The sequence below is a fragment of the Gordonia iterans genome, from assembly GCF_002993285.1.
Taxonomy (GTDB): domain Bacteria; phylum Actinomycetota; class Actinomycetes; order Mycobacteriales; family Mycobacteriaceae; genus Gordonia; species Gordonia iterans.
The window spans coordinates 560,345-585,871 of sequence record NZ_CP027433.1 but is presented as its reverse complement, the minus strand read 5'-3'; the positions used below and the strand labels follow the sequence as shown (position 1 = coordinate 585,871).

Genomic DNA, 25,527 nt, shown 5'->3' with positions numbered 1-25,527 from the left:
TGTCTGCGGACCGCTGAAACGGTGGCGGCGGCGGTGGCGATGCGGACGACGTCGGCGGGTGGCTAGTCGCGGGCAGCACCGGTGGCCTGGCCGCGGTGGCGCAGTCAGGCTGCCTGTGCCAGGAGCCGGGCGAGGATCTGTTCGGCTCCCGAGGGCGGGTCCGGCGGGCCGTGTCCGGTCAGCGCGGACGGTCGGTGCACGACGATCGTCGTCGGTCTCGGTCCGCTCGGCTCGTCGCCGGGTGGTCCGGTGTCGCCAAGTGGCCCGAGGTCGTCGGGTGGCCCGGCGTCGTCTGGTGGCCCAGCGTCGTCGGATTGTTCAGGGTCGTCGGGTGGTCCGGGGTCTGCGGGTGAACCGAAGTCGCCGGGTTCTCCGACAACCTCCTCGGGTGGTGCGAGGTCGTCTGGTCCGGCCGCCGTGGCCGGAGGCCCGGGGTCGGGTGCCAGGCGTTCGGGGTGGAACATGATGTTGCTCTGCCACCGCGCGCCGCGGCCCACCGGCCGCCACCCGACGCGTCCGGCGTCGGGACCGAAGGTCAGGACTGTCGATTCCCAGTGCCCCGGGGTTTTGCCGTTCATGCGGTTGTGCCGGCCGCACGCCCCACCCATGCGGTCGATGTCGGTCTGGCCGTCGTCGGTCCAGTCGGGCATATGGTGGGCCTGGGTGCGGATGAACGGGACGGTGCAGCCCGGGGCGGTGCAACCCCGGTCGCGGGCGAACAACGCCAACCGCTGCGCCGCTGTCGCGAACCGGCTCGCCCGCCCCAAATACAACACCTGCCCGGTGGCCTTGGAGAACACCGCCAGATGCGGAACCGTGTCAGCAGCGAACTGCACCAAATCCGTCACCGGGATCCGGGTGCCGGTGGCAGTCCAGCCGATCCCGGCCTGCCGCGCCAAATCCTCATCGGTCACGGTCACCACCACTTGCGACGGAATCCGCGTGGGTGCCGGCTGCCCTGCCAATGCCGCCGCCCAGTCGCACAGGGCTTCGAGGGCGTCGTGCTGACGCTGCCCGAGTGTGCGGGTGTCGCGTTCGGCCGCGGCGGCCAGGACGGCGGGGTCGAGGCCGGGTTGGTCGGCCGCCCCGCGTGGGGAGTCGGGGTCGTAGGGGTTGTTCATCCCGGTGGTGGCCCACTGATGCAGGAACACTTCCAGCTTGCCGCGCAGCACCGGGGTGAGCAGGGCCCGGACTTTGCTCATCAACTGCCGGCTCTGCGGCTGCAGATTCAAGGTACGCCGCCGGGCCCGGTCGTGGTCGTCGGCGAGGGTGCCGTCGGGATCCAGGTGGGCCAGGATCCGGTTACCCACCACGGTGACCGCGGCCGGGTCCAGACGCCGCGCCGCATCAGCGAGCATGGCTTCGGCCTTCACTCGCTCGTCATGGGTGACCGCCGACGGGAGTTTGTCCATGATCTCGGTGACCGCTGCGACGTGCGCGCCGCCGGCCTCACCGTCGGCCACCGCCGAAGCGGTCGCCGTCAGGTGGGGTTGGAGGCGTTCACCGGTCAACGTGCCCATCGCGCCGATCCCTTCGGCGGTGACCCGGCGTCGGCGGGCCTCACCGACCCCGAGACGAGCACCGCGGGCGTACAGCTGATGAACAGAGATGTGTCCGGCACGCCGGTACACGCCACGATCAGAGATCTGGATATACAGGGCGGCATCGAACACCTCGGCCCGCCGGCGGCACTGCTCACGGGTGTCGAGCAGCCCCAACAGACCGTCGTCGGACTCGGCGGCCAACAGCGCCGTCGCCTCCGTGGTGAGGCGTTTCTCGGCAGCGGCCTGGACCGCCAACAGGTCCGCGGGCGACAGGTTCGCGACGAATGCGGCTGGATCGAAACCGGCAGGACCGGCGCCGGCAGGGTCGGCGCTGGCCGGGTCGGCACCGGCCGGAGCAGCCACCGAGCCATCGCGCGGACCCGCGGCGGCAGCAGCGTCGTCGTTGTACGAAACACCGTTGACGCTCATGACGCTCACCTCCCCCGCAGTACTGTTCCTGCTGGTAGAATCGGAATTTCGGCTCTTGTCTACCTTCTGACGCCACTCTACGACGAGGGTCTGACATTGATGGCGTCATCGTCGTCCTACTCCTGGTCGTGTTTCGTGATGCCCAACCAGACTAAGAACTGACCATCCTCAACCCGCGGAACCTACAGACGCATCGCACACCCTCTCTCGACCAGCGCCGACACCGTAGGCGACGATCACCGCGATGGCCACGACCACCAGGATCACGTTGTACGGCTGCACCGTGAAGAAGTGGTACCAGTGCCCGGCGCCCTTCTCGAACGTACCGGTCAGGTAGGCCTCGTCGACGCTCTGGTTCACGTACCAGATCGGATACGGCAGACGATGGCGCCAGGCGACGGCGAACGCGAACCCGCCGAGGACAGCCGCGGCGACCAGACCCCGGCCGAGCATGCTCGGAAGCGTCGTGAGGAGGTGGATGCCGATGACGAGCATCGGCAGCAGCCACACCCAGTGGTGGCCCCAGGCCACCGGGGACACCGCGCACGAGGTCATGCCGACCAGGGAGAGCGCCAGCAACTCCTTACCGCGACGGTGCGCGAGGATCGCCGCGCCCAGCCCGAGAAGCCCGACGATTCCGGCCAGCAGCAGCCACAGGACGGTGCTCGGATGATCGGTCTGGCCGAGGTTCGCGATGGCGCCCCGGATCGACTGGTTCCCGGTGGTCTGCGGCGAGGCCACGCGATCAGAGTCCAGCAGCGTCTCGGTCCAGTAATCCCACGATGCGCGCGGCAGCAACGCGAACCCGACCGCGACGGTGACCCCGAACGCGCCGACCAGGGTGGCCGCAGCCCTCCACTGCCGGGTCAGGGCGAGGTACACCGCGAACAGCAGCGGCGTCAGCTTGATCCCCGCGGCCAGACCTGCGCCCGCACCCCGCAGCCGGGAGTCCGGTCCGCGCAGCAGGTCCCAGAGGATCAGCAACATCAGGAAGATGTTGATCTGCCCGAACCAGATCGTCGTGCGAATCGGTTCGAGCAGGGTGGACACGACGACGAGGCTGAGCGCGATGCCGCGCAGCGTCCACGTCGTCTCGTGGCCCAGGCTGCGGAAGCTGAGCAGGATCACCTGGTAGAGCGCGACGAAGATGCCGATCGTCCAGAGCAGGTGCGCGGCGGCGGCCGGCAGCCAGGCGAAGGGCACGAAGAAGACGATCGAGATCGGCGCGTAGGTGAAGTCCATCTGACCGAGCAGCTTGGCCCGGTAGAGGTCGCCGCCGTCGAGCACGGTCTGTGCGCCGGCCCGGTAGACGTCGAGGTCGAATTGGTAGTCGAACAGGCCCCAGAACGGCATGGAGAACGGGATGATCGCGTTCTGCGCCCACACCGCGAGGGCGGCGAGGACGGCGAAACCGGCCAAAAGCGGCGTCGAACGTTCGATTCTCACGCGGGCTGGCGCTGACTCGTCGGCGCCCGATCAGTCGCGATCGAGCAGCTTCTCCGTGGCGGCGAGGAGCGCGCAGGTGGCGACGCCGTCCATCGCGGTGGCGAGCTCGTCGAGGCTCGGGAAGGTCGGTGCGAGCCGGATGTTCCGGTCGTCGGGGTCGTTCTTGTAGGGGAACGTCGAACCCGCCGCGGTCAGCGCGATGCCGGCATCCTTGGCGAGTGCGATGGTGCGCTTGGCGGTCCCGTCGATCACGTCGAGGCTGATGAAGTAGCCGCCTTCGGGTTCGGTCCAGCTGGCGATCTTCGCCTCGGCGAGTCGGTCTTCGAGGATCTCGACGACCTTCGTGAACTTGGGTGCGATCAGTGCGCGGTGCCGGGCCATGTGCGCTCGCACGCCGTCGGCGTCGCGCAGGAACAGCAGGTGCCGCAGCTGGTTCAGCTTGTCCGGGCCGATGGTGGAGATCGACGCGAACTGGGTGAACCAGTCCAGGTTCTCCTTCGACGAGCCGAAGAAGGAGACGCCGGCGCCGGCGAAAGTGATCTTGCTGGTGGACCCGAACACGTAGAAGCGGTTCGGGTTGCCGGCCTCGGCGGCGTAGTCGAGCACTGGGAGGACGGCGGGTTCCCGCTCCACGAGGGTGTGGACCGCGTACGCGTTGTCCCAGTAGATCCGGAAGTCGGGCGCGGCGGCCGGCATCGCGGCGAGTCGTCGTGCCACGTCTTCGGTGACCGTGTAGCCGGTCGGGTTGGAGTACGTGGGTACCACCCACATGCCCTTGACCGAAGGATCGCTCGCGACGAGTTCGGCGCAGACGTCGACGTCGGGGCCGTTCGGGTTCATCGGGACGTTGATCATCTCGATGCCGTACTGCTGGGTGATCGAGAAGTGCCGGTCGTACCCGGGAACGGGACACAGGAACTTGACCGGTGCACCCAGGGCCGCGTGCTCCTGCGACCACGGCCGCACCGAGTCCGGCGTGCCGTTGAGCAGCGCGTACACGGTGACGTCGTGCATGATCTGCAGGCTCGCGTTGTTCTGCGCGATGATGCGGTCGGGTCCGGTGCCGAGCAGTTCACCGAAGACGGCGCGCAGCGCGGGGAGCCCGGTGAGACCGCCGTAGTTGCGGCAGTCGGTGCCGTCGGGGCTGGTGTGGTTTCCGGCGCCGGGCAGGGAGAGCAGCGGCTCGGAGAGATCGAGCTGGTCGGGCCCGGGCTTACCGCGCGTCAAGTCCAGCTTGAGGCCTGCGGCGCAGAGGTCGTCGTACCGCTTCTTGAGGTCCGCCTGGGTGTCGCGAAGCTGGTCAGCGCTCATCGAGTGAAAGTTCAACGTGGAACCTCTCGGAATACCGGCGGAGAAAGGATGCGAGGTTTGGAGGACCCCGCGCACCCGAGAGAGCCCGTTGACCCTTGCTGCCTTCCGGCCCTGGGGGAGTTCACAGGATGCACGCCGCGCGGGATCCGTAGAACAGTGTAGCGGGTCGACGACGACGGGTCCGTTTTGGGATCGCGTCGCACCACCCGCTACCATCGTTGCACTGGAGGATTCGCCTAGTGGCCTATGGCGCTCGCCTGGAACGCGGGTTGGGTTAACAGCCCTCAGGGGTTCGAATCCCCTATCCTCCGCAGAACGAGTCAGGACCTCACCCGAGGAACGAGGGTGGGGTCCTGACTCGTTTCTGCTGTCGAACAGAGCGGATTCGGGAGGAGCCGCGAGGTACGAGCGGCGACGGTTCCCCTATCCTCCGCCATGTGACTGCGCCCCACCTGAGGAACGAAGGTGGGGCGCAGTCACATATCTGCAGGCACAGCGATTCGAGGAGGAGCGGAGCGACGGAGTCCCCTATCCTCCGCAGATGCCGCCCACCTGTTCACGCAGGTGGGCGGCTCATTTTGTGGTCTCAGCTGCCCGCAGATTGAACCGCACTGGGTTCTCTGGAGGCTCGTGACCTTGGAAATGAGGATGAGTACATGCCGAAGGAACAGGTTCCCGGGAAGCCGCAGACGCGGCGCTACAGCCCGGAGGAGAAGGTGGCGGCGGTCCGGATGGTCCGCACGCTGCGCGCAGAGCTGGGGACCGAGCACGGGACGGTCCAGCGGGTCGCGTCCCAGCTGGGGGCTACGGAGTCGAGTCGGTGCGTCAGTGGGTCAAGCAGGCCGACATCGACGAGGGCCACGCGCCTGGGGTGAGCACTGCGGAGGCAAAGCGGATCCGCGAACTGGAGCAGGAGAACCGCGAGCTCAAACGAGCCAACGAGATTCTCAAGCGAGCGGCATCTTTCTTCGGGGCGGAACTCGACCGCCAACACAAGAAGTAGTCGCGTTCATCGACGCCAACCGCGACGAGATCGTCGAGGGCAAGAAGCTCGGAGTCGAGTCCATCTGCGCCACACTGTCCAAGGCGGGGCTGCAGGTGGCTCCGAGCACCTACTACGCCGCCCGGTCCCGCGAGCCGTCGGCACGCGCGCAGCGCGACGCCGAGCTCCGGCCGGCGCTGCGTGCACTGTGGGAGGCCAACTACCGGGTCTACGGCGCGCGGAAGCTGTGGAAGGCCGCGAGGCGTGCCGGTCACGATGTCGGCCGCGACCAGACCGCTCGGCTGATGCGCGCCCAGGGCATCGAAGGCGTCGTGCGCACGAAGCGGGTGCGGACGACCAAGCGTGACGACACCGCCGCACGGCATCCGGACCTGGTGAAGCGGAACTTCACCGCGACCAGGCCGAACGAACTTTGGGTCACCGATCTGACGTTCGTGCCGACGTTCGCCGGGATCGCCTACGTGTGCTTCATTGTCGACGCCTTCAGCCGGATGATCGTGGGGTGGCGAGTCGCGAGCCACATGCGCACCGAGATGGTGCTCGACGCGATCGAGATGGCCCGCTGGTCCCGCGGGACCCAGCTTGAGGGCCTGCGGTGCCACAGCGACGCGGGCAGTCAATTCACGAGCCTGCGCTACGGCGAGCGGCTCGCTGAGATCGGCGCAGTCCCCTCGATCGGCACCGTCGGGGACAGCTACGACTGCGAGTGCTCTATCGCGGTGGGAACCGCCAGGCCAACGCCGCGCTGTACCGGGTCGTCATCGTGCGGATGCGCTGGCACCAGCCCACCATCGACTACGTCGCCCGTCGCACCGCCGAGGGCCTGTCGAAACGGGAAATCATCCGCTGCCTCAAGCGCTACCTCGCACGTGAACTCTTCCGACTCCTGCCCACACCGGATACCACCGCCGAACCCCGCGTCGACGAACCCGAAATTGCGGCCTGATCGACTTGACAATCTATAGGAGCTTCAACGCCCTGGCCGAGACGGTGAACGGCTACTACAAGGCCGAACTCATCCGTGGCCCGGCACGTCCAGGGCCGTGGCACACCGTCGAGGACGTCGAACTCGCCACCCTCGGCTGGGTCCACTGGCACAACCACCAGCGGCTACACGGCTACCTCGACGACCTCCCGCCCACCGAGTTCGAAGGGAGGTTCTACGCTACCCAGCAGGGCACCCAGGCCCTGGTTGAAATCAAATGACCAGAGCCTCCACCAGACCCAGTGCGGTTCAGTGTGCGGCTCGATTGCCCACACTGTGTCCTTACTGTCTGCCATCCCTACCCCTTGTCAGGCGATCTACCACCCGGGCACCGCAGGTGCGGTGTGTTCGGTCCAGGTGTCGCCGTCCCAGCACCGCTGTCCAGACGCGCCATTGGGGGCCGGGAACCCAGGCGACCGGCGACGCGGGTGGTGCAGATACGCCGGTTTGCTGCGCCGCGCGCCGCGCGCGACATGTCGACGACCGTCCAGATGATGATGCCGATGGCTACGACGCCCAGGAACAGCAGTGGCAGTATCAGGCAGAGGATGTAGACGAGGACCATCACGCACCATTACCCGCCGGGGCAGTGTGTTCGGTCCACTGCCCACCGTCCCAGTACCGGAGTTGTGGCTGCCCGGCCGGATCCGGGTACCAGCCAGCCGAGACCTGCGGCTGGAATGCCGGGGGTTGTGGCTGCTGCGGCCCGAACGCGATCTCGTTCTTCCCCGGGAGTCGCCGCACCGCGGCGATCGCGAGACCGACCAGGGCAACGATCCCGGCGAACACGGCACCAGCGAAGGCGACCTGAAACACGACGCCGATCACGACACCAACGTTGTAGGCGGTGTTCCCGCCGCTGAGTTCACCCGACGCGATAACCCAGCCGCTGACCAGCGCCGCCAGGAACACGCCCACCACGCAGCCGATGAAGGCGGAGATCTTGATCGTCCGTGCTTTCGGAGACGAAGACTGGAACATCCTCACGTATCCCCGGCCTACTGCCCCGGCACCATCGGCGCGGTGTATTCGGTCCAGGCCGCCCCATCCCAGTACCGCTGCAGCAGCGCACCGTTGGGGTCGGGGTACCAGCCGGCGGGCACCGCGGGAGGCGGAGGCGGAGGTACCGGCGCGGCGGGGGCTGCGCTCGGAGTCGCTGCAGGCACTCCGCCCTGCTGGTGTTCGGCGAGCTGCTGGCCTTGTTCGGCGAGGCGGCGCATGAGGCCCGGTCCCTTCGGTTCGGCCGGTGCCGCTGCGACGGGTGTGCCCTGCACTTGGACGGTGGGCTGGACGGCGCCGGCGACTTGGTCGACACCGCGGAGGCTCATCTGGTGGCCGCTGGCGCGGCACTTCTTCTTGGTGACCATGGCGAGTTCGCTCATGCCGACGGTGGCGATGCCAGCGGTCCAGCGTCCGGTTTTGCGGCCGGCGTTGGCGATCGCACTGTTGGTGCAGTTCTTGCAGTCGCGGCAGGCGGTGGGTGCCATGTGAGTCGAGGGCTCCTTGTGGTGAGTACAGAAAGCAGGCAGACGCTACCGGGCGCTATCGAGCGCTGCTGGCGTTCTGCGGGGATCCATCCGATCGAACTACGCCTCGCGCTCGCTGGCCGAGTCCGCGTCTATAGAGATGCATGCGCGCTCGATCCACCAGTACGTCGCCGACGTCAGGACCGCGGTCGTCACCAACAGTCCAATCTGGTTGGCCGCCGGAAGCGCTCGAGCACTATCAATCGCGCCCTGTACCAGCGCGGCCATCATCCCGACGGCAAGGATCGCCATCACAATCCGCCAGAAAAGCCCACCATCACCGCGGACGAGAACCCAGATGGGAGCCAGTGTGCAGGCTATACCGAGCGTCGTGTACGCGAGAGCGTAGTGCTCCGCCCATGCGAGAATCGCTGTCGCTGGGACGGCGAGCTTGCCGAGCCACCTGACGACCGTCCACCCCCAGCTCTTGGAGGGCGTTGCGCGGGCGCGGTCCGCGACGCCCGCCCACATCACCTGGAGCGTGGCGACCGCTTCCTCCGCCGTGCGGAGTGTGGCGATCAGCGCGAACAGCGCAAGAGGCCAGGCTATGCAGACCGCGGTCACCGTGAGGCTGAAGCGTGAGTCTTGTGGGAGGCTAACGCTCGCACGCCAGGCAAGGACACCTGCGGCGGCCATCACCGCCACATACTGGCCGAGCGCGAGCATGAGGCGGCTCGGCTGTAGTGACGGATTCGGGTAGTAGATGGCCATCATGCTCCACCTTCCGGGCCTTCAGGGTCGGGCGCTTCGCCAGTGGAAGCGGCGGTCATGGACTCCTCTGCGCGGCGATCCTGCCAGCGCCCATACGACTCTCCCGTCGTGGTTTCGATCCAGTCCTTTCGTCCGTTCGACGGCCGGCCAGTCACTACCGCCGACGCAGACGAGGGCGAGGAAAAGGGGTGATCACGCGAGAACTGCACGACAGCCGGGTCGTCCGTGGGAATGAGGGTTCCATCGCGAAGCAGTGCTTCGTGGAGAGCTGCGTACGTTGCGTGTGCGGAGCCTCTGCTCCACTCTGCCTTGGCGAGCGATCCCGCGAGTACTGTGAACTCGCCGTCCAGCTCTTGCGCGGTCGCGCGGATTCCGTGCCTGTTCACCGTGAGGGTGAACTCGGGTGTCGTGGCGTCGGACCGACTGGTCTCTGAGGGATCAACTGACGCGGCCGGGGCGGTTCTCTTGGCTTTGGCTCGCAGAATGTTCACTCCGAGGACTGGGAGAATGATCTTCGCCTGGTCGATGTAGTACTCCATGTCTGACTGGTCAGACTCGGGGAGGGCGATGGTTCCGGGTGCGGTGCTGTTCTGGAGGCGTGAGCGTTTGGCTGAGGTAGCGATCTCGATCAGACGAGATTCGAGGTAGCGGACATGAGCCTTCGTGAGGTTCGGATCTTTGCTCGTGAGTACGACGACCCGGTTCCAGAAGTCCTTGCCACCTGCCTCTTCCGGACGATTGTGGCTGTACAGGCGCTTGCTGACGTCGTCGCCTTCGCCGATGTAGGCGGCAGGGTCCCCGGTGCTGTCGGGATCGTCGCCGAGGAGTATGTACACCCCCGTGCGCTGGGCCTCCTCGCGTTTGATCAGTGCGGGTAGGTCGGTTCTGGACGAGGTGATTACGTGTCCTGTCCAGTTCATGATTTCGGCGGTCGTGAGGCCTCCGGACGTTCCGTCTACCAGGAACAGGCGGACGCTCTTGCCCGTTGTCACGCGCCCTCCTCTGGCCCGTCAGGGTCCGCTGGCAGTCCGGGATCGTACGCTCCCGGGTCGCCGGGCGGGATGCGTGGATCGCGGGTGCCGGCGGCCTTCTTGTAATCGGACTGGCGCCGTTCCGCCTCACCAACGACTTCATCAACCTGACCGGCAAGCGCTTGCGAACTGATCCGTCTACGCGACCTGCCGGACGCATGCTGCTCCATGTCCCGCTGCTGACGGACTTGGAGTCGCGTCAGCTTCGGCTGCGGCTCGGCACCTTCGATTCGACGACGAATCTCAGCAAGGAGCCTCTCTGTCGAGACCTCGGACAGTTCCACGTCGGGCCGGTCGCCGGCGTCTAGTAGCGCCCGTTGCGCATCGGCTGCTGCGGTGCGGCCAGTCTCGGCGAGCTCGTCCGGGGTGACGCCGACTGCGATCGCCATGCGGGCGAGGGTGTCGTCGGGGGCCACGACAGGGATACGACCAGTGCCGGTGCTCTGATACCCCTTGACGATCTGTCGCCAACGTCCATCGCTGATCCCGGCAGCCTCTGCCGCTCTGCGCATGGACTGCGGAGGCACCGCGGCCTTCTGCGCGGCGTCAATGAGCCGCGCCTCTGGTGGCTGATCGGGATTCTCCATGGCTCCCACACTGACAGCGTAGGTGTGCGAAGTCCATCGGGGAACTCTCGATGACTCTTCGCAATCCTCAGCGTGTGATTTTCGAACATGCCTGGTCACCGCACCTACGCAGAACCTCTCTTCGCTTGCTTGACCTACGCATGCCTACTCCGCACCTTCGTGGCATGGCCGAGAAGAAGAACAGATCTGGCAGGAGCTCCGGGTCCTCCGAGAGAAGGATGGGCACAGCCTCACCTCCCTCGCGAAGGCCGCGGGCATGTCGCTCGGCTACTTGAGCGATCTGGAGAACGGGCGGCGCGAGCCCAACGCGACCGTCACGAAGAAGTTGGCCGTCGCACTCAACGTGCCGGTGTCGGTCCTGGAGTAAGCGCGCCGGATCGAGGTCGTCGTCTGATGGGCGCCGTGCCCGCGACGCAAGAAGGCCGCCACCCGTTGCAGCGAGTGACGGCCAACGGAGAACTTCAGGAAGGAGTTCAACAGCATGAACAATACCAACCAGCTGGCCGTTCCGGTGCCCGGCACCGACCGCCAGATCATGGCCATCGACGTCGACGGCAAGCCGCACGCCTCGCTGCGCCACGCGTGCGAGGCCATCGGCATCGACGCTGAACCAGAGTCGGACTGCCTGATCGAATCCGGCACGAACCATCGGGTCCGATGGCCGCCTTGCGGCCTACCGTCGAAGCGAACGGAGGTGCTCATGGACGACTGGAAGCGCGTGACCGAGCTGATCGAGGACGGCCTCGAGGCCGATCACATCGACGCCGGGGAACTCGCTCGTGCCCTGCACATGAGCGAGCACCACTTCCGGCGTATGTTCTCGACCCTCGCCGGGCTGCCGGTATCGGAGTACGTCCGCCGGCGGCGGATGACCGTCGCGGCGGCGGCGCTGATCGCCGGTGACGGAATCCTCGACGTCGCAGTGCGCTACGGATACGGCTCCGCCGAAGCCTTCACCCGGGCCTTCCGCGCCGTGCACGGAGTCACGCCATCCCAGGCGCGACTGTCCGGCACCTCGCTCCGTTCGCAGCCTCGCCTGAGGTTCAGCGTTCAAGTGTCAGGAGGAGATCCCGTGGATCATCGAATCATCAAGAAAGATCAGTTCCGCATCATCGGCAAGAAGGCCCGCGTCCCGCTGGTCTACGAAGGACCGAACACCGCGATGGAGGAGTTCGAGCGCTCCCTCGGCACCGACGTCAATGCGACGCTGCTCGGGCTGTCCGATCAGGAGCCGCACGGAATCCTCGGTGTCTGCTCGAGCTTCGACGAGCGACGGGCCGAAGGCTCGCATCTCGATTACTGGCGTGCGGTGGCGAGTTCCGCGCTGGCTCCAGGCGGCTTCGACTCGCTCAACGTCGACGCCGGACTCTGGGCGGTGTTCAGCAACGAGGGCCCGTTCCCCGAGGCGATGCAGCAGATGTGGGCCGCCGCCGGAAGCGAATGGTTCCCGGCGAATCCCTACGAGTGGGCCGACGGCCCGGAGATCCTGCGAGTCGCCGACCTCGACGTCGAGGCCGGGACGTGCCGAGGCGAGCTCTGGCTCCCGATCACGCCGGCGTGTTGAAACCGATTACACTGTCGGACTCTGCACGTAAGCCCACGTTCTCGCCCCCGTTGCCGCGTGCCCAGCACCCTGACTAGGGGGACGTGGGCGCCGCAGCATCGTCATTCGGCGACGGCGGCCCGCGATGGAACTTCCGGCGCATCCACGACGAGAGCTTGCTGTCGTTCTTCGGCGGCGGCGGTTGGCCGGGTCGCCACGAGAACGCGGTGACCAGGAAGGCGACGATCGGGACGGCGATCAGGCCGCCGACGATGCCGGCGAGCATCAGGCCGATCGCGATCACCAGGATCACCGCGACCGGATGCAGCTTCACCGAGTGCCCCAGGATGAACGGCTGCAGCACGTGCCCCTCGAAGGCCATCACGAAGATCAGCAGGCCGACGACGATCAGCGCATTGACCCAGCCCTGCGTGGTGAGGGCGACCAGAACCGCGAGAGTGCCGGCGACGAAGGAGCCCACGATCGGGATGAACGAGCCGAGGAAGATGATCGTCACCAGGGGCAGCACCATCGGGACGCCGAGGATCGCCAGTCCGATGCCGATGACGCCGGCGTCGACGGCGGCCACGATGACGGTCGCCCGGGTATACGCCTCTACGGAGCCGAAGCCGGCCGCGCCGCTGCCGCGGACCTGTTCGCGGCTGCCGGCGGGCACCAGACGCGTGACGTACGACCACATCGCCCGCCCGTCGTACAGGAAGAAGATCACCAGGAACACCGTCAGGGCCGCACCGGTCAGGACCCGGCTGCCGAAGGCCGCCGTGCCGAGGGCGTGGTTGGCCAGCGTCGCCTCGTGCGCCTTGGCCCACGCGGTCAGTTCCTGGGCGAGCGCCCGGATGTGTTGGTCGTCGAGGTTCAGCGGGCTGTCGACGAGCCACTGCTTGGTCGCGTTGACGGTCTTGGTGAACTCGGAGAGCAGCTGCGGCCCCCCGGCCACACCCTGCTGCACGGCGAACGCCAGCATCCCGAGCACGACGATCAGGGTGATCAGCACCGCGACGAGCACTGCGACCACGCGCGGCACGCCTTTGCGGTGCGCCCAGTCGACCGGTTTGAGCAGGAAGGCGGTGAACAACACCGCGAGCATCACCGGAAACAGGACGTCTTCGAACTTCTTGAACAGCCAGCCGAGGACGACGATCCCGAAACCGATGAGCAGCAACCGCCAGGTCCACGCCGCCGTCGCGCGCACGGCCGGAGCGACCTTGGCGTCGTCCTCCTCACGGATGGTGAGGACCCGAGCAGCCTTGGAGAGCGCGGTAGGCGGCTTCGGCTGGTCGTCTGCGGCGTCGTCGGTCACGCGTCGAGCCTAAGTCACCGAGAACGCGCCGGCCCCGACTCGCAGCGCGAATCACCTCGGGACGGCACAGATTCCCCGCAACCGTCAGAAACGGACGGTCACCGGCGACGCCGGACCCTGCGAGACGAGTCCCAGCAGCGGCGGAGTGACGCCGGGCCGGAAGGTCGCCGGGATCCCGGTGACGTCCGCTCCGCGCGCGATCCGCGCAACGTGCGCCGGAGTCAGCACCAGGTCGGCGACGTCGACGCGGCGCAACACGTCGTCGCCGTTCTGATCGGTGGTCGACGTCTTCATCGACAACACCGCCGTGGTGCCGCGGACCCGGATGATCGGATCGGCCAGCGCGATCTCGTATAGGTGGAACTTGGTGTAGGCGACGACGGTGCCCTTGTACCGCAGCTCGCCGCTGCCGTTGATCACCCCGTTGGCGGTGAGCTCGAAGGCCAGCGGTCCGTTCTTCGTGACGGAGGCACCGTCCTTCCCGACCACGGCGCCCTGCGCCGACCCGGCGAAGGTCGAGTAGAAGTTCGGAGAGTAGGCCCAGACGAGGTTCCGGGCCGCGGGCTTCGGGGTGTTGGGTCCGGGCGCGGTGGAGTAGCTGATCGGAACGTACAACTCCTGCGCAGCGTTGACGGAGTCGGCCGCGCCGAAGGTGTAGATTCCCCAGCGCCCGTTCGCGGGCGCATCCTTCGGGGTGGTGAGGGTGATCTTCGCGGTGAAGGTGCCGTCCGTCTTCAGGGTCACGGCCTGCTGACGGACCGTGCGGCGCAGGTCGAACGGAACATTCGGCACGCGGTTCAGAGCGTCGTCGGAGATGACCCACTTGGTCTGCGATCGGTCGGTGGTTCGGGCCGACTCCGGCGCGCCCTTCGACGGGCGCCAGTTCTGATCGAAACTGCCGAACGTGACGAAGGTGCCGTGCGGAACGCCGGGCGGCACGGGGACCGGCAGGCCGCCGGTGTTGGCGTTCGGGTCGAACCCGGACCCCTTGACCACGACGGTATCGCCGGGGTGCAGTTGGGTGGTGCCGACCGGAGTCACCCCGTCGGCCAGATTGACCTTGATTGCCGGCTGATACGGGGCGGCCTCGGCCGGGGCGGCGAACACGACCCCGGCGACCGCGGTGCACAACGCGAGCAGCCCGATAAAGAGGACCCGAATCGACTTCATTAACTGAGCCTAACCGATGTTACGCAGGGGTCAGTACGGAACCTTGGGCCCGAATCTCCGACTACCGGCTCGGCGCTGCCTGTGCCGATTCCCTCCCGTGCCGATTCCTTCAAGACCGTGCCCGCCCGGCGCAGCAGACTCGACGTATGGACGAGAACACCACCACCGCGAAAATCGCCGTCGTGACCGATCACAACATCTGGCCCGGCCTCGCATGCGCCGATCCGCTCGCCGTCCGCGACTGGCTCTCCCGACTCGGCTTCACCCCGGGGATCCTCGTCGAGGGCGACTCGTCGACCCAGCGACAGGTGGTCCATTCGGAGATGCTCTGGCCGGAGGGCGGCCGCGTCATGATCCACTCCGCGGCACCGGACCTGCCGTCGTCTGTCGGGACCGGGAACGTCTACGTCGTCGTCGACGACCCGGATGCCGTCTACCGCCGGGCTCTCGACCTCGGCGCACCCCTGGTGCGCGACCTCAGAGACGAGGAGTATGGGTCACGAGGGTTCACCGTCGCCGACCCCGAGGGGAACGCATGGAGTTTCGGGACGTACGCAGGCTGACCGGTATCGGGATCACGCCGTACCGGATCACCGGCGCGGCCCCCGGAACGCACATCGGACTGCCCTCGCCCACGATCACTCTCATCGTCGACCTCGGCACGGGCCTCACGCTCAGCACGCACGACGCCGAGACCCGCACCTTCCGCGTGGCCGTCGGCGGGATCCACCTTCAGCCGGTGACGATCCATCACGACGGCACCCAGATCGGAGTCGCGCTGGACCTGACGCCTGCCGCGCTGCGGGCGATCTTCGGGGTCCGGGCGCGTGACCTCCGCGCGACCAACCTCGATCTCGCCGATCTGACGCCCGCGCTGAGCCGGCGCCTGTACGACGAGCTCGGCGCCGCTCCCGCCGCACGTCAGGCCGATCTGTGTGCGCGGCTGCTCGGCGAATCTCTCGACACCGACGCGCTCCAGAACCAGCCTCCCGACGCCCACCGGATGTGGCATCTGCTCGCCCGCCGCCGCGGACGCATCAGGGTCGCCGAGATGGCCGAGCGGTCCGGCTGGTCGCGCCGCAGACTCACCACGGTGTTCACCGCCGAGTACGGGATGGGCCCCAAGCAGGCCGCCCGACTGTTCCGTTTCGACCATGCGCGTCGGCGGCTGGAGGCCGGCGGCGCGATCGCCGACGTCGCGGCGGCGTGCGGCTACGCCGATCAGGCGCACCTCACCCGGGAGTTCCGGGACTTCACCGGCCATCCTCCCCGCGAGTTCCTCACCGTCCGGGCCGCCGAGTTCGCCGGCGCCGACCGCTGCTGACCGTACTGTGACGTAGAATCTCTGGATCCTCCCGGTGCCTAAGCGGTGAGCTGCGCAAACGCGAGGTCACACAGAACCGGCCGCGAGGCTACGTCACAGTACGGTCAGTCGAGCCGGGAGACACCTACTCGATGCGGTTGCCCTGCTCATCCCAGTGCTCGGCGACCTTCTTGCTGGGCTGCACCCGCGGCGGTTCCCCCGGCATCTTCGGGTAACTCGGCGGATAGGGCATGTCACCGAGGCCTTCGGCGTCATCGCGCTGCACCATCTCCAGCAGCGGCTCGATGCCGACGCGGTGCGCATCGATGTCGGCCCACGGATCTCCGTGTTCGGCCAGCAGCTCGGGCACGGTCGCCATGGTGAAGTCCGCCGGCTCGGCGTCGACGAGCCGATCCCAGGTGAGCGGCATGGACACGTGCGCCCGCGGCGTCTTGCGCACCGAGTACGGCGACGCCATGCTTCGGTCGCGCGCGTTCTGGTTGAAGTCGACGAACACGCGGTCGCCGCGCTCCTCCTTCCACCACGATGTGGTGATCGCTTCCGGATCGCGGCGTTCCAGCTCCCGCGCGAGGGCGATCACCGCACGGCGCGTGGCGATGAAGTCCCACTCGGGTGTGATCGGGATGTACACGTGCACACCGCGTTTGCCGGACGTCTTCGGATACCCGGGCAGCCCGAGCTCGTCGAGCAGCGGCCGCAGCAGCTCGACGGCGACTCGCCGGGCGTCGGCGAACGTCGTGTCGCCGAAGGGATCCAGGTCCAGGCGGAGCTGATCGGGGTGATCGTTGTCCGGTGCGCGAGTGGGCCAGGTGTGGAAGGTGACGGTGCCGAGGTTCGCCGCCCACACCGCGTCCGCCGGGATCCGCGGGCAGAACGCCTGCCCGGTGCGCTTGGACGGAAACACGACTTTGGTCGACTGCACGTGCTCGGGGTGATACTTCGTCAGGTGCTTCTGATAGATCTGGTCGCCCTCGACGCCGTCCGGGTACCGCTCCAGATACGTCGGGCGCTCGGCGAGCGCGGTCATCAGCGCGCCGTTCAGCGCCACCGCCCGGTAGTACTCCACGAGGTCGCGCTTACGGCCTCCCGAAGAGCCGAGCTCGGGAAAGTAGATCTTGTCGGGATTGGAGAGCTTCACCTCGACGCCGTCCACGTCGAGCATCTCCGGGGGTGGCTTGCTCCCCCTTCGCCCGGTCTCTGCGTTCCCGGCGCGATCTGGCATGAGTCAGACTCCCTCGATGACGTCGTAGAGGTCGTACGTGAGCGGCACTTCGAGCTGGTCGTAGGTGCACGACGACGGCTCGCGGTCCGGCCGCCAGCGCACGAACTTCACGGTGTGCCGGAACCGCCCGTTCTCCATCTGGTCGTAGGCGACCTCGGCCACCAACTCCTGCCGGATCGGGATCCACTCGCCGGTCGCCGACTGGGATTGACCCGCTCCCTTAGCCCCCTGCGCCGACGACCGCCAGCGGTTCACCTCGCCCGGCGAGACGGCGTCGGGAGACAACCGGAGCTTCTCGAACTCCTGCTGCAGCTCAATGCGTTTCGCGTCCGAGAAGGCACTCGATCCGCCGACCATCCGGACCTCACCGGCATCGTCGTAAAGTCCGAGCAACATGGATCCGAGGCCCGTGCCGCTCTTGTGCACGCGGTACCCGAGCACCACGCAGTCGGCGGTGCGCTTGTGCTTGACCTTGACCATCTCGCGCTTGCCCGGCACGTACGACGCCGCCAGCTTCTTGGCGACGACGCCGTCCAAGCCCGCGCCCTCGAACGCGGTGAACCAGTCCTGCGCCTGCGCGGCGTCCCGGGTGACCCGGCTGAGCAGAAAGCGCGAATCCGCCCCGGCGCGGACCGACTCGGCGAGCACCTCGCGCCGCACCGCGAACGGCTCGTCGAGCAACGCGCGGTCGCCGGACGCCAGGGCGTCGAACCCGATGAAGATCGCCGGGGTCTCCTCGGAGAGCTTGGCGATCCTCGACGCTGCGGGATGAATCCGCTGCGACAGCGAATCCCAATCGAGCCTGCGGATCCGCTCGCCTGTCGAGACGTTCCGCGGAACGCCGACCTCGCCGTCGAGCACGACCCGTTCCGGCAGCTCCTGCCGGGCGGCCTCGACCAGTTCGGGGAAGTACCGTGCGAGGTCCTTGCCGCCGCGCGAGGATATCGCCACCTCGTCGCCGTCGCGAAACACCAACGCGCGGAAACCATCCCACTTCGGCTCGTACGACCAGACCGGATCACTGTCCGGCTGCGCCGGAACGGCGGTGACCGCCTTTGCCAGCATCGGTGCGACGGGCGGGTTCACGGGGAGGTCCACGGCTTCACGCTACCCGGCGAAAGCCGCTACATTCAGCTCTTGCTCTCGGTCCGGTCGCCTTCCCACACGATGTGGAAGTGACCACCCGAATCGGTGCGTTCGTAGGTGTGCGACCCGAAGAAGTCGCGCAGCAGCTGCACCAGCGCGGTCGGCAGCGACCCGCTCATCAGCATGGTCTGGTGGTTGAACGCCGCCGCGTGGGCGGGAACCGGTACGTTGCCCCCGATGACCGCAGCCGCGACGGCGCCGAGCGCCGGCAGCCTGTCGAGCAGCCGGGTCCGGAACGGTTCGACGGTGAGGAACGACGGGGTGTCCGGGTGCTGCGCGTAGACGACCGAGACCTCGTCGAGAAAACCGGCGCGGATGATGCAGCCCGCGCGCCAGATCCGCACGACGCGAGCCGGTTCCACGTTCCACCCGAAGTGCTCGGAGGCGACCCGCAGCAGCGACAGTCCCTGTTGGTAGGCGATCAGCCGCGCCGCCAGGTAGGCCTGCTCCACCTGATCGACGGGCAGATCGACGGCCGGTTCCACCTGGTCGGCCGCACCCAGCCAAGCCGTGCGTTCGTCGATGGCCGACGACGTCGACCGCGCGAACAAGGCCTCGGCGATCACACTCACCGACACCCCCTGCTCCGCGGCTGCGATCACCGTCCAGGCACCGGTGCCCTTGCCCTTGGCCTGGTCGAGGACCTTGTCGATCAGTTCGCCGCCGGTCTGCGGATCCGCTTGCGTCAGTACGGTTGCCGCGCTCTCGAGCAGATATGACCGGCCCTCGCCGTCGTTCCACTTCGCGAAGATCTCGCCGACCTGCGCGCCGGTGCGTCCGCCCGCCCGCAGCACCGCATAGGCCTCGGCGATCAGCTGCAGATCGGCGTACTCGATCCCGTTGTGAACCATCTTGGTGAAGTGCCCGGAAGCACCGGATCCGACGAGCGTGACGCACGGTTCGCCGTCGTCGGCCTTCGCGGCGATGGGTTCCAGCAGCGGTGCGATGTCGGCCCACACGGTCGGATCGCCGCCGGGCATCAGCGCGGGGCCCAGAAGTGCGCCCTGCTCGCCTCCGGACACGCCCATCCCGATGAAGCGGATGCCGTTCTCGGCGCACGAGGCCACCCGGCGCTCGGTGTCCGGGTAGTGCGAGTTGCCGCCGTCGATCACGATGTCGCCGTCGTCGAGCAGCGGGGTGAGGGAGGCGATCGCCGCGTCGACCGGTCCGCCCGCGGGCACCATCAGCAGGATCACCCGCGGCGAACTCAGCGCGCCGACGAACGCCGGCAGGTCGGAGAAGCCGACCAGGCCTTCGTCGCCGTGTTGTGCCAGGAGAGTGTCGATCTTGGCCTGGTCGAGGTCGAACATCGCGACCGGGCCGTCGACGTGGCGGGCCAGATTCCGGGCCAGGCTCGCTCCCATCACCCCCGTTCCGACGACGCCGATCGGCGCGCCTGCGGCGGAACTCGGGGCGGTGTCGGACGGGGCCATGCCATCTCCTCAGAAGGTAGTGCGCGCGGGTGAAGGCGGGTGCGGGCCCGCTCGATCCTCTGGGCTTCGATCCTAGGGGATGGCGGCACCGCCCGACCGGTTCGCCGAGGTCTGGGAGCCGGCGGTGGGTATCGTCAGACGCCATGGGATCCGCCGGCCGCTTCGCACCGTCGCCGTCCGGCGACCTGCACGTCGGGAACCTGCGGACCGCCTTGCTGGCGTGGCTGTTCGCGCGCTCCACCGGCCGCGACTTCCTGATCCGGATGGAAGACCTGGACCGGGTGAAGGCGGGGTCCGCGGAACGACAGCTCGCCGACCTCGCGGCACTCGGCCTGACCTGGTCCGAACCGGTTGTGGCACAGTCTGAGCGGCTCGGCGTCTACCGCGCGGTCGTCGACGACCTCATCGCGGCTGGTGAGACCTTCGAGTGCTACTGCACGCGGCGGGAGATCCAGGACGCACCGTCGGCCCCGCACGCGCCGCCGGGCGCGTATCCGGGAACCTGCCGCGATCTGAGCGAGCAGGAACGGGAACGACGGCGGACCGAGCGCCCCGCCGCGATCAGACTCCGGGCCGCGGTCTCACAGTTCACCGTGGACGACGTGCTGCACGGCCGATACACCGGCGACGTCGACGACTTCGTGCTCGTGCGCGGCGACGGCACCCCCGCCTACAACCTCGCGGTGGTAGTCGACGACGCCGCGTCGTGCATCGACCAGGTGGTGCGCGGCGACGATCTGCTCCCCTCGACGCCCCGCCAGGCGTACCTCGCCGAGCGGCTGGGCTACCCGGTGCCGCAGTACGCGCACGTCCCGATGGTGGTCAACGACGCGGGCGTGCGCCTGTCGAAACGAGACGGCGCGATCACGCTGGAGCAACTCGCCAGGCTCGGCTACGACACCGCCGCGGTGCTCGGCACGATGGCGCATTCCCTCGGCCTGGCCGAGCCCGGCGAGCACGTGCCCGCCGACCGGCTCCTCGAACGCTTCGATCCGGCGACTCTCCCGCGCGAACCGTGGGTGTTCGTCGCGACTCCCTCACCCTCGGCTCAACGAGCGGACCGGGCGTAGTACCGGGCGAGGAACTCGTCGCGGTACTCGAAGTAGTTCCCCTCCTCGATCGCCCGGCGGGCGCGGTCGACCAGGGTGATCGTGAACGACAGATTGTGCAGCGTCGCGAGCGTCGATGCCAGACCTTCCTTCGCCCGAAACAGGTGATGCAGATAGGCCCGCGTGTACTGCGTCGAATAGTTGTCGAGCTCCTCGTCGAGCGGACGGAAGTCGTTGCGGTACTTGGCATTGGTGATGTTGTAACGGCCGTCGAACGAGTAGATGGCGCCGTTGCGGGCGACGCGGGTCGGCGAGACGCAGTCGAACGTGTCCGCGCCGTTCTCGATCGCGGTGAAGACGTCGTCCGGCTCGCTGATGCCGAGCAGATGCCGGGGCGCTTCCTCGGGCAGCTCGTCGGTGACCCACCCGACGATGGTGCCGAGGTTGGTTTTCTCCAGCGCGCCGCCGATCCCGTATCCGCCGAACCCCTTGCCGCCGTTCTCCTGGTCGATCCGGCTCAGCTCGACGAGGTCGCGGGTCGCCTTGCGCCGCAGGTCTTCGTACTGCGCGCCCTGCACCACACCCCACAGGGCCTGCTGCGGACGGTGGGAACGCTCGACGGACAGCCGGTTGTGTTCGGCCAGGCAGCGGATCGCCCACTGCCGGGTCCGCTCCAGCGACTCCTCCTGGTAGCCGCGGGTGTTCATCAGGGTGGTGAGCTCGTCGAACGCGAAGATGATGTCCGCACCCAGCTGGTGCTGGATCTGCATGGACACCTCCGGCGTGAATCGGTGCCGCGAGCCGTCGATGTGCGATTTGAAGGTCACCCCGTCGTCGTCGACGTTGGCCAGCCGCTCCTTGCCGGGGGCGACGGCGGAGTCGTCCTGCCGCACCGCCTGCCCGCCCGCGGGAACGTCCATCGAGATGACCTTCTTGAAGCCGACGCCCAGGCTCATCACCTGGAAGCCGCCGCTGTCGGTGTAGGTGGGGCCCGGCCAGTTCATGAAGGCGCCCAGGCCGCCGGCTTGATCGACGATCTCCGGGCCCGGCTGCAGATAGAGGTGATAGGCGTTCGCGAGGACCGCTTGCGCGCCGAGCGCGGCGACCGACTCCGGAAGCACCGTCTTGACCGTGGCTTTGGTACCGACCGGGACGAACGCCGGGGTCGCGATCTCGCCGTGCGGCGTGGAAAGGGTGCCGGTGCGGCCGGCTGTTCCCTGAAGCCGGACGCGGGGGGTGAACTCGCTGGGGGAAGTGGTCACTCGGCGAATTCTCCCATAGCGTGGATGCCATGATCTCGACAAGCTCGATCCACCGGACCTCGACAAGCTCGATCCACCGGCGGATATTCAAAGGAGCCGCGACCACCCTGTTCGCGTGCGCGGTGGCGCTCACCGCCGTCGCGTGCGGAGAAGAGAACCAGGCGCAGAACGACGTGTCCGGGGTCGCCACTCCGCCCGCCGACCGCAGCGTGCCGGTGGTGGGCGGACCGAGTAAGGCGACGCCGTCGGCCACCACGACCAGTCTGGAGAACGACGAGCACTGTGGCGCCACCAAGGGGCCCGACGGCGCCCTGCAGGTCCGGCTGATCGAGGGCGACGTGACCTGTGAGACCGCGATGACCATCGCCAAGGAGTACAGCCCGCTGATCGCGACCGGACAGCCGCAGTCGGTCTCCGGCTGGCAGTGCGGACCCTCGACCACGGCCGGCGAACTCGCTCGCTGCACCAAAGACGGCCAGATCTTCGCGCTGACTCCGTAGCCTTTCGACAAGCTCAAGGAGCTGGCGACCACAAGCTCAAGGGGCTACTGGTTGCGCTCGTTGAGCCGCCGAGGCACGAGGCGAGTCGAAACGTCGCCGGCGCGGCCGCCGGCGAACTCGCTCGCTGCACCAAAGACGGCCAGATCTTCGCGCTGACTCCGTAGCCTTTCGACAAGCTCAAGGAGCTGGCGACCACAAGCTCAAGGGGCTACTGGTTGCGCTCGTTGAGCCGCCGAGGCACGAGGCGAGTCGAAACGTCGCCGGCGCGGCCGCCGGCGAACTCGCTCGCTGCACCAAAGACGGCCAGATCTTCGCGCTGACTCCGTAGCCTTTCGACAAGCTCAAGGAGCTGGCGACCACAAGCTCAAGGAGCTGGTTGCGCTCGTTGAGCCGCCGAGGCACGAGGCGAGTCGAAACGTCGCCGGCGCGGCCGACGAGACGCTCAGAACAGCGCTTGCGCGACCCGCTCCAGCGCGGCGACCCGACTGCCTTTGACGAGAACGGCATCGCCTTCGGACAGCGCGCCGCCGGCGAGATCGGTCAGTGCGGCGACCGCCCCGTCGACGTCGTCGACGTGCACCACTCCCGCGCCGTAATCGGGCTCGGCGACGGCGATCACCGTGATTCCCAGTTCGCGCGCCTGCTCCACGACGCCGCGGTGCGCGGCCGGACCGTCCTCCCCGAGTTCGGCCATGGTGCCCAGGACGGCGAAGCGTCGTCGTGCCTCCAGTCGGGCCAACGAGCCCAGCGCGGCGCCCATCGACGTCGGGTTCGCGTTGTAGGCGTCGTTGATCACCACCACTCCGGCGTCGGTGGTGCTCAGCTCCATCCGGAGCCCGGACAGGCGGGCGTCGTAGAGTCCGGCGGCGATCGCCTCGACCGGCACGCCCAGGCCGCCCCCGGCCGCGGCCGCCGCCAGCGCGTTCGGGACCTGGTGCTCGCCGCGCGCCGCGAGCACCACCGGTGTCGCGCCCCAGGGGGTGACCAGGTCGAAACTCGCGCGCAGCTGATCGTCGAGCACGACGTTCTCCGCCCGGACGTCCGCGCCCGCGTTCAGGCCGTAGGTCAGCACCCGCGCCTGCGTGCGGGAGTCCATGGCGGCGACGATCTCGTGGTCGGCGTTGAGGATCGCCAATCCGTCCTTGGGCAGCGACTCGACCAGTTCGCCCTTGGCCTGGGCGACGTCGGCGAGCGACCCGAACATCTCCAGGTGCACACCCTCGACGCGGGTCAGGACCCCGACGGTCGGCGAGGCGATCTCGCACAGCAGCGCGATGTGGCCGACGCCGCGAGCGCCCATCTCCAACACGACGGCCTCGGTGTCGTCGGGGGCGCCGAGCAGGGTGAGCGGCAGACCGAGCTCGTTGTTGAAGCTCTTCTCGCTGGCCGCGGTGCGGTAGGTGGTCGCCAGCACGCCGGCGAGCAGGTCTTTGGTGGAGGTCTTTCCGACCGAGCCGGTCACGCCGACCACGCGATCAAGCAGGCGACGTCGTGCCTCCCGTCCCAGGTCGGCGAGCGCGTGGAAGGTGTCGGGCACCTGAACGGCCGACGCCGGAACGGCGGGATCGGGCGCCCGGTCGGTCAGATAGGCCGCCGCTCCGGCGGCGACGGCGGCGGGGATGAAGTCGTGCCCGTCGCGCGCGGCGACGATCGGCACGAACAGCTCTCCGGGTCGCACTGCGCGCGAGTCGATGCCTGCCGAGTCGACCTGGACGTCGGGACCGTGGAGCGTGCCGCCGGTGGCGGCGGCGATCTGACTGGCGAGAAGGTGCACGCCGGAAACGGTACCCGTCTCGGGCGAGCGGACGGAATAGGCGGCGACGGCCGAGCGGAGGGAGTGAGGTCGCCGCCACGTATCGTGACATCCATGAGCTCTCCCCTCCTGCGGCTGGTGGTCCTCTACGGCGGCGTGTCCGCCGAGCACGACGTCTCACGGACATCCGCAGCGCAGGTCCTGGCCGCCGCCGACCGCGCCAAGTACAGCCTCGTCCCGGTCGGCATCGCCAAGGACGGCACCTGGCACCGCAACGACTTCGCCGCCGCGGCCCTGGCCGCAGGCGACGAGCTCGGGCGCAGGCTGGATGTCGAGGGGCCGGTGGTGAATCCGGTCGACGTGCTCACCGGAACCGGTGAGGTGGAGACCGTCGTGCTGCCGCTGATGCACGGCCCGCACGGTGAGGACGGCACCGTGCAGGGGATGCTCGAGCTGTTCAAGATCCCCTATGTCGGCTGCGGGGTGCTCTCGTCGGCGCTGTGCATGGACAAGGCCATGGCCAAGGAGGTCGCCGCCCGCGCCGGAATCCCGCAGTGCTCCTGGATCTCACTGCGCGAAGGAGTCGACGACCCGCGGGAGGTGGCCGCGCGGGCCGTGAGCGATCTCGGCCTCCCGGTGTACGTCAAGCCCGCGAACATGGGTTCGTCGGTGGGTGTGACCTGCGCCGACACCGTCGAGAAGCTCGATCTGGCGATCGCCGAAGCCCTTCGGTACGACGATGTCGTGGTGATCGAGGAGGAGGTGAGCGCCCGCGAGATCGAGGTGGCGGTGCTCGGCAACGGCGTTCCGGAGACCACCGTCCCGGGCGAAATCCTGGCCGGAGCCTTCTACGACTACGAGAAGAAATACCTGACCGGCGAAGCCGAGCTGGTGATCCCGGCTGAGCTGTCCGACGAAGCGGCCTCCGCGGTCCGGGAGATCGCCGCCCGCGCCTTCACTGCACTGCGCTGCACGGGCATGGCCCGGGTGGACTTCTTCTATGAGGAGAACGGCCGCGGCTGGCTGCTCAACGAGGTGAACACCATCCCCGGTTTCACCCCGTCGTCGATGTACCCGAAGATGTGGGAGGCCACCGGCCTGGCCTATCCCGATCTGATCGACCGGCTGATCGAGTTGGCGCGCGCGACCTACCGGCGGCGCTCCGGCTTCTCCACCGAGAGCATCTCTCCCGAGCAGTGACGCGACCGCTGCAGAATCTGCGCGTCCAGGC

At 68.1% G+C, this 25,527-nt stretch carries 23 protein-coding genes, 1 tRNA gene, 1 other RNA gene and 2 pseudogenes; 10 read left to right on the top strand and 17 right to left on the bottom strand.

Translation table 11 applies throughout. The features are described from left to right. Positions 1–104 precede the first annotated feature (104 nt). From C6V83_RS02655 to ffs, 4 genes are all read right to left on the bottom strand, one after another. Positions 105–1,973: an HNH endonuclease signature motif containing protein gene (locus C6V83_RS02655; RefSeq protein WP_105941085.1), complete on the bottom strand. Its 1,869-nt coding sequence runs from the start codon at positions 1,971–1,973 to the stop codon at positions 105–107. 168 nt (positions 1,974–2,141) lie between these two features. After that, positions 2,142–3,419: a glycosyltransferase 87 family protein gene (locus tag C6V83_RS02650; protein WP_105941084.1), complete on the bottom strand. Its 1,278-nt coding sequence runs from the start codon at positions 3,417–3,419 to the stop codon at positions 2,142–2,144. 30 nt (positions 3,420–3,449) lie between these two features. Then, positions 3,450–4,730, bottom strand: a complete 1,281-nt coding sequence (locus C6V83_RS02645) for an aminotransferase class I/II-fold pyridoxal phosphate-dependent enzyme (RefSeq protein WP_234353831.1) — start codon at positions 4,728–4,730, stop codon at positions 3,450–3,452. 56 nt (positions 4,731–4,786) lie between these two features. Continuing rightward, positions 4,787–4,881: signal recognition particle sRNA small type (gene ffs / locus C6V83_RS02640), an RNA gene on the bottom strand. A gap of 74 nt (positions 4,882–4,955) precedes the next feature. Here ffs and C6V83_RS02635 point away from each other — a divergent pair. The 3 genes and pseudogenes from C6V83_RS02635 to C6V83_RS02620 all read left to right on the top strand — a co-directional run. Further along, a tRNA-Ser gene (locus tag C6V83_RS02635) sits at positions 4,956–5,041 on the top strand. Between the two features lie 345 nt (positions 5,042–5,386). Continuing rightward, positions 5,387–6,434 (top strand): annotated as a pseudogene (locus C6V83_RS02630) (IS3 family transposase); the annotation flags it as partial. A 271-nt stretch (positions 6,435–6,705) separates the two neighbouring features. Next, positions 6,706–6,939 (top strand): annotated as a pseudogene (locus C6V83_RS02620) (integrase core domain-containing protein); the annotation flags it as partial. 96 nt (positions 6,940–7,035) lie between these two features. Here the strand turns inward: C6V83_RS02620 and C6V83_RS19055 are convergent. The 6 genes from C6V83_RS19055 to C6V83_RS02590 form a co-directional block, all read right to left on the bottom strand. Further along, positions 7,036–7,293, bottom strand: a complete 258-nt coding sequence (locus C6V83_RS19055) for a DUF2510 domain-containing protein (protein ID WP_105941082.1) — start codon at positions 7,291–7,293, stop codon at positions 7,036–7,038. Next, entirely contained in the window at positions 7,283–7,699 is a 417-nt protein-coding gene (locus C6V83_RS18480) for a DUF2510 domain-containing protein (protein WP_199832574.1), read from the bottom strand. The genes C6V83_RS19055 and C6V83_RS18480 overlap by 11 nt, the downstream gene beginning before the upstream one ends. A 17-nt stretch (positions 7,700–7,716) precedes the next feature. Beyond that, on the bottom strand, positions 7,717–8,205 hold the full coding sequence (locus tag C6V83_RS18990) for a DUF2510 domain-containing protein (RefSeq protein WP_325027374.1): 489 nt from the start codon (positions 8,203–8,205) through the stop codon (positions 7,717–7,719). A gap of 99 nt (positions 8,206–8,304) precedes the next feature. Next, entirely contained in the window at positions 8,305–8,958 is a 654-nt protein-coding gene (locus tag C6V83_RS02600; RefSeq protein WP_105941081.1) for a hypothetical protein, read from the bottom strand. After that, positions 8,955–9,947, bottom strand: coding sequence for a GIY-YIG nuclease family protein (locus C6V83_RS02595; RefSeq protein ID WP_105941080.1), 993 nt, complete (start codon positions 9,945–9,947; stop codon positions 8,955–8,957). The genes C6V83_RS02600 and C6V83_RS02595 overlap by 4 nt, the downstream gene beginning before the upstream one ends. Beyond that, positions 9,944–10,573, bottom strand: a complete 630-nt coding sequence (locus C6V83_RS02590) for a hypothetical protein (RefSeq protein WP_105941079.1) — start codon at positions 10,571–10,573, stop codon at positions 9,944–9,946. The genes C6V83_RS02595 and C6V83_RS02590 overlap by 4 nt, the downstream gene beginning before the upstream one ends. 184 nt (positions 10,574–10,757) lie before the next feature. Between C6V83_RS02590 and C6V83_RS02585 the strand changes: the two genes are divergently transcribed. Beyond that, entirely contained in the window at positions 10,758–10,940 is a 183-nt protein-coding gene (locus tag C6V83_RS02585; RefSeq protein WP_105941078.1) for a helix-turn-helix domain-containing protein, read from the top strand. A gap of 114 nt (positions 10,941–11,054) precedes the next feature. Then, positions 11,055–12,137, top strand: coding sequence for a helix-turn-helix domain-containing protein (locus C6V83_RS02580; RefSeq protein ID WP_234353830.1), 1,083 nt, complete (start codon positions 11,055–11,057; stop codon positions 12,135–12,137). A 73-nt stretch (positions 12,138–12,210) separates the two neighbouring features. Here the strand turns inward: C6V83_RS02580 and C6V83_RS02575 are convergent, their stop codons facing one another. Together C6V83_RS02575 and C6V83_RS02570 are read right to left on the bottom strand one after the other, a co-directional pair. Then, on the bottom strand, positions 12,211–13,437 hold the full coding sequence (locus tag C6V83_RS02575) for an AI-2E family transporter (RefSeq protein WP_105941077.1): 1,227 nt from the start codon (positions 13,435–13,437) through the stop codon (positions 12,211–12,213). Positions 13,438–13,521: 84 nt separating this feature from the next. Then, positions 13,522–14,607: an HtaA domain-containing protein gene (locus C6V83_RS02570; protein WP_105941076.1), complete on the bottom strand. Its 1,086-nt coding sequence runs from the start codon at positions 14,605–14,607 to the stop codon at positions 13,522–13,524. A 146-nt stretch (positions 14,608–14,753) separates the two neighbouring features. Here C6V83_RS02570 and C6V83_RS02565 point away from each other — a divergent pair, with 146 nt between their 5' ends. Beyond that, complete coding sequence (locus tag C6V83_RS02565) at positions 14,754–15,170, top strand: VOC family protein (protein WP_105941075.1); 417 nt, start codon at positions 14,754–14,756, stop codon at positions 15,168–15,170. Next, positions 15,143–15,931: a helix-turn-helix domain-containing protein gene (locus C6V83_RS02560; RefSeq protein WP_105941074.1), complete on the top strand. Its 789-nt coding sequence runs from the start codon at positions 15,143–15,145 to the stop codon at positions 15,929–15,931. The genes C6V83_RS02565 and C6V83_RS02560 overlap by 28 nt, the downstream gene beginning before the upstream one ends. Positions 15,932–16,055: 124 nt before the next feature. Here the strand turns inward: C6V83_RS02560 and C6V83_RS02555 are convergent, their stop codons facing one another. Genes C6V83_RS02555 through gndA form a run of 3 tightly spaced genes read right to left on the bottom strand, consistent with a single transcriptional unit; the run spans position 16,056 to position 19,732 of the window. Beyond that, positions 16,056–17,153 (bottom strand): DNA polymerase domain-containing protein, encoded by a 1,098-nt coding sequence (locus C6V83_RS02555; RefSeq protein WP_105941073.1) that lies wholly within the window; start codon positions 17,151–17,153, stop codon positions 16,056–16,058. A gap of 3 nt (positions 17,154–17,156) precedes the next feature. Further along, complete coding sequence (locus tag C6V83_RS02550; RefSeq protein WP_105941072.1) at positions 17,157–18,251, bottom strand: ATP-dependent DNA ligase; 1,095 nt, start codon at positions 18,249–18,251, stop codon at positions 17,157–17,159. A gap of 32 nt (positions 18,252–18,283) precedes the next feature. Then, a complete protein-coding gene (gene gndA / locus C6V83_RS02545; protein ID WP_105941071.1) occupies positions 18,284–19,732 on the bottom strand; it encodes an NADP-dependent phosphogluconate dehydrogenase in 1,449 nt (482 codons plus the stop codon). Between the two features lie 143 nt (positions 19,733–19,875). Here gndA and gluQRS point away from each other — a divergent pair, with 143 nt between their 5' ends. Next, positions 19,876–20,802: a tRNA glutamyl-Q(34) synthetase GluQRS gene (gluQRS, locus tag C6V83_RS02540; RefSeq protein ID WP_105941070.1), complete on the top strand. Its 927-nt coding sequence runs from the start codon at positions 19,876–19,878 to the stop codon at positions 20,800–20,802. Here the strand turns inward: gluQRS and tgt are convergent. Beyond that, a complete protein-coding gene (gene tgt / locus C6V83_RS02535; RefSeq protein WP_234353829.1) occupies positions 20,781–22,043 on the bottom strand; it encodes a tRNA guanosine(34) transglycosylase Tgt in 1,263 nt (420 codons plus the stop codon). The genes gluQRS and tgt overlap by 22 nt on opposite strands. Before the next feature lie 29 nt (positions 22,044–22,072). On the opposite strand from tgt, the gene C6V83_RS02530 reads away from it, so the two are divergent. After that, on the top strand, positions 22,073–22,543 hold the full coding sequence (locus C6V83_RS02530; protein WP_105941069.1) for a hypothetical protein: 471 nt from the start codon (positions 22,073–22,075) through the stop codon (positions 22,541–22,543). A 442-nt stretch (positions 22,544–22,985) separates the two neighbouring features. Here C6V83_RS02530 and C6V83_RS02525 read toward each other — a convergent pair whose 3' ends face one another. Further along, entirely contained in the window at positions 22,986–24,317 is a 1,332-nt protein-coding gene (locus tag C6V83_RS02525) for a UDP-N-acetylmuramoyl-tripeptide--D-alanyl-D-alanine ligase (RefSeq protein WP_105941068.1), read from the bottom strand. A 93-nt stretch (positions 24,318–24,410) separates the two neighbouring features. On the opposite strand from C6V83_RS02525, the gene C6V83_RS02520 reads away from it, so the two are divergent. After that, positions 24,411–25,496 (top strand): D-alanine--D-alanine ligase family protein, encoded by a 1,086-nt coding sequence (locus C6V83_RS02520; RefSeq protein WP_105941067.1) that lies wholly within the window; start codon positions 24,411–24,413, stop codon positions 25,494–25,496. The last annotated feature ends 31 nt before the right edge of the window (positions 25,497–25,527 follow it).

What these genes read in the sequence shown, in the direction of transcription:
- C6V83_RS02645 (WP_234353831.1), bottom strand. Translation starts at nt 4,730, where the DNA reads ATGAGCGCTGACCAGCTTCGCGACACCCAGGCGGACCTCAAGAAGCGG.
- C6V83_RS02580 (WP_234353830.1), top strand. Translation starts at nt 11,055, where the DNA reads ATGAACAATACCAACCAGCTGGCCGTTCCGGTGCCCGGCACCGACCGC.
- C6V83_RS02565 (WP_105941075.1), top strand. Translation starts at nt 14,754, where the DNA reads ATGGACGAGAACACCACCACCGCGAAAATCGCCGTCGTGACCGATCAC.
- C6V83_RS02655 (WP_105941085.1), bottom strand. Translation starts at nt 1,973, where the DNA reads ATGAGCGTCAACGGTGTTTCGTACAACGACGACGCTGCTGCCGCCGCG.
- C6V83_RS19055 (WP_105941082.1), bottom strand. Translation starts at nt 7,293, where the DNA reads ATGGTGCGTGATGGTCCTCGTCTACATCCTCTGCCTGATACTGCCACT.
- C6V83_RS02555 (WP_105941073.1), bottom strand. Translation starts at nt 17,153, where the DNA reads ATGCCAGATCGCGCCGGGAACGCAGAGACCGGGCGAAGGGGGAGCAAG.
- C6V83_RS18480 (WP_199832574.1), bottom strand. Translation starts at nt 7,699, where the DNA reads ATGTTCCAGTCTTCGTCTCCGAAAGCACGGACGATCAAGATCTCCGCC.
- C6V83_RS02530 (WP_105941069.1), top strand. Translation starts at nt 22,073, where the DNA reads ATGATCTCGACAAGCTCGATCCACCGGACCTCGACAAGCTCGATCCAC.
- C6V83_RS02520 (WP_105941067.1), top strand. Translation starts at nt 24,411, where the DNA reads ATGAGCTCTCCCCTCCTGCGGCTGGTGGTCCTCTACGGCGGCGTGTCC.
- gndA (WP_105941071.1), bottom strand. Translation starts at nt 19,732, where the DNA reads ATGGCCCCGTCCGACACCGCCCCGAGTTCCGCCGCAGGCGCGCCGATC.
- C6V83_RS02570 (WP_105941076.1), bottom strand. Translation starts at nt 14,607, where the DNA reads ATGAAGTCGATTCGGGTCCTCTTTATCGGGCTGCTCGCGTTGTGCACC.
- C6V83_RS02600 (WP_105941081.1), bottom strand. Translation starts at nt 8,958, where the DNA reads ATGATGGCCATCTACTACCCGAATCCGTCACTACAGCCGAGCCGCCTC.
- C6V83_RS02560 (WP_105941074.1), top strand. Translation starts at nt 15,143, where the DNA reads ATGGAGTTTCGGGACGTACGCAGGCTGACCGGTATCGGGATCACGCCG.
- C6V83_RS18990 (WP_325027374.1), bottom strand. Translation starts at nt 8,205, where the DNA reads ATGGCACCCACCGCCTGCCGCGACTGCAAGAACTGCACCAACAGTGCG.
- C6V83_RS02590 (WP_105941079.1), bottom strand. Translation starts at nt 10,573, where the DNA reads ATGGAGAATCCCGATCAGCCACCAGAGGCGCGGCTCATTGACGCCGCG.
- gluQRS (WP_105941070.1), top strand. Translation starts at nt 19,876, where the DNA reads ATGGGATCCGCCGGCCGCTTCGCACCGTCGCCGTCCGGCGACCTGCAC.